Below are 2269 nucleotides of genomic sequence, written 5' to 3'. Positions count from 1 at the left end.
GACCTCGCTCGCCGCAACCACGCCAACCGCAACGACAGCCGCGTCAGCCGCATCGAGCCCGGCCGCGACCAAGCCGAAGCGGCGCGCGCCCTCGGTCGAGGCCCGCGTGATCCGCGAATTGCATCGCCACGGGATCTATTGGTGATTGACAGGTAGCCCTCTTCATCGAGCGTCCATTCACCAGCGATAGCCGAGCGTCGCGATAACGGTCAGCGGTGCGCCGCGGTAGCAATATCCGACCTGGCACGTCGTGTAGTGCAGGTTGAACAGGTTCTTGGCGTTGACCTGGAACTGAAGTCCTTTCAGCTCCTTCGCCGCCTGGCCGAAATCATATTTCAGCGCCGCGTCGACCAGGGTCACCGAGCTATTCTTGAACGTGTTGAGGTCGTCGCCATAGCTCCATGACATATAACGCGCACCACCGCCGATGCTCAGTCCCGCAAACGGGCCTGCCAGCGGCAATGTATAGTTCGCCCACAGCGTCGCAGTGTGGGGCGGATTTCCCGACGGAAACTTGCCGACCAGCGCGCTGTCTCCGGCCTGCTTGGTGACCATGTCGAGATAGGTGTACGACGAGGTGAGGTCGAAACCGCCGCCGAGGCTCGCGAGGCCCTGCAATTCGAAGCCGCGGCTCCGGATCTCGCCGCGCTGGACCGTCACGCCCGTTCCCGTCGTCACCAGGCCGCCATCCTGCGTCAGGTCGAACACCGCGGCGGTGACGAAGCTCCGCGTCCCCAGCGGCTGATACTTGACGCCGATCTCGGTCTGCTCGCCGGTGGTCGGCTTGAAGAAGGCACCCGAGGGATCGACGCCAAGATTGGGAAAGAACGAGGTCGAATAGGCGACGTAGGGTGCAATTCCGGAATCGAACACGTAGGTCAGCCCGGCTCGACCGCTATAGGCCTGTTCGGATTGCTGCTGCCGGGTCAACGCGAACAGATCCTCGCCGGTGGTGCGGACCCAGTCGCTGCGGCCGCTCAGCGTCAGGATCCAGTGATCGAGCTTGGCCTGGTCCTGGATGTAAATTCCAGACTGGGTCTGCCGCTGCCGCGTCGAGGACGAGATCGCGGGATCGGGAATCGATTCCGGCACGTAAGCCGGCGCGGCCAGATTGAGATCGGAGACGCCGAAGCCGAATCCCTGCTTGTCGTTGAACTTCGACGAGGTGTAGTCGGTGCCGATCAGGAGCGTGTGCTGCACCGGGCCGGTCGAGAGCTTGGCCTCCACCTGGTTGTCGATGATGGCCGATTGCAGCGTGTCGTGGACGTAGCCGGTGTAGCGCGAGACGACATTGCCGACGGGCGCACCGAGAAAGCCGACATAGCGGGTGACCGCATCGACGTCGACATAACGGAATTTCTGGCGAACGGTCACGGCGTTGTTGAACGCATGCTCGAACAAATAGCCGACGCGTCCCTGTTCCTGATCGAGCGAATTGTAGGACGGGCTGCCGGTGAAGATGTCCGTGGTGGTGCCGGTGCCCGAAGAGTAGGTGAACATCGACCCGGGCGTCTTCGATTTCTGGTAGGCGCCGAGAATCGTCAGGGTCGTCGACTGATCCGGTTTCCAGGTGACGGCCGGAGCGACGTAGGTGCGATTGTCCTTGCCGCCGGGCACGAACACGTCGGCGTCGCGCACGACGCCGGTCAGCCGATACGAGAACTGGCCGTTGGGATCGATCGGCCCCGAGAGATCGAAATTCCCCTGGATGCGCTCGCGGTCGCCGAACAGCGTCTGCACCTCATGGAACGGCTGGCTGGTCGGTAGCTTGCTCTGCAGGTCGATCAATCCGCCGGGCGAGCCGAGGCCGTAAAGCGCCGAGCTCGGTCCGCGGACCACGGTGATGCTGTCGGCGCCATAGGGCTCAGTCTTGAACACGCTGAGACCGGCGCCGACGAGGCGCAACCCGTCGAGATAGACACCGTTGTAGGTAACGTCGAAGCCGCGGATCGAGATGGCGTCGAAGCGTGGATCGTAGCCGGAGGCATCGATGCGGACGCCCGGTTGATAGCCGACGGCCTCGGTCAACGTCTGCACGGCGCGATCGTTGAGCTCCTTGCGCGTCACCACCGAGATCGACTGCGGGCTCTCCAGCAATGGTGTGTTCGTCTTCGTGCCCGCCGTGCTGCCGCTTGCAACATAGCTGCTCTCGCTCGACGCATTGCTACGGCCGCTACCAGCCTCGCGCGTATCAGGGCTTCTGGCTTGGCCGGCTGCGGAATTGCGCGGCGGCGCGGCGCGGCCACGCTGCGATTGCGAGGCGCGCTGG

At 63.9% G+C, this 2269-nt stretch carries 1 protein-coding gene; it reads right to left on the bottom strand.

The features are described from left to right. Positions 1–177 precede the first annotated feature (177 nt). Positions 178–2269 (bottom strand): TonB-dependent siderophore receptor (locus tag MOV74_RS36405; protein ID WP_246932136.1); only part of this gene is annotated, 2092 nt, incomplete at its 5' end.

Origin of the sequence: Bradyrhizobium sp. SHOUNA76 (assembly GCF_023006445.1) — a bacterium.
Classification (GTDB): Bacteria; Pseudomonadota; Alphaproteobacteria; order Rhizobiales; family Xanthobacteraceae; genus Bradyrhizobium.
Note: the sequence above shows the minus strand (reverse complement) of the source record. Positions and strands in the feature narration are given on the sequence as shown.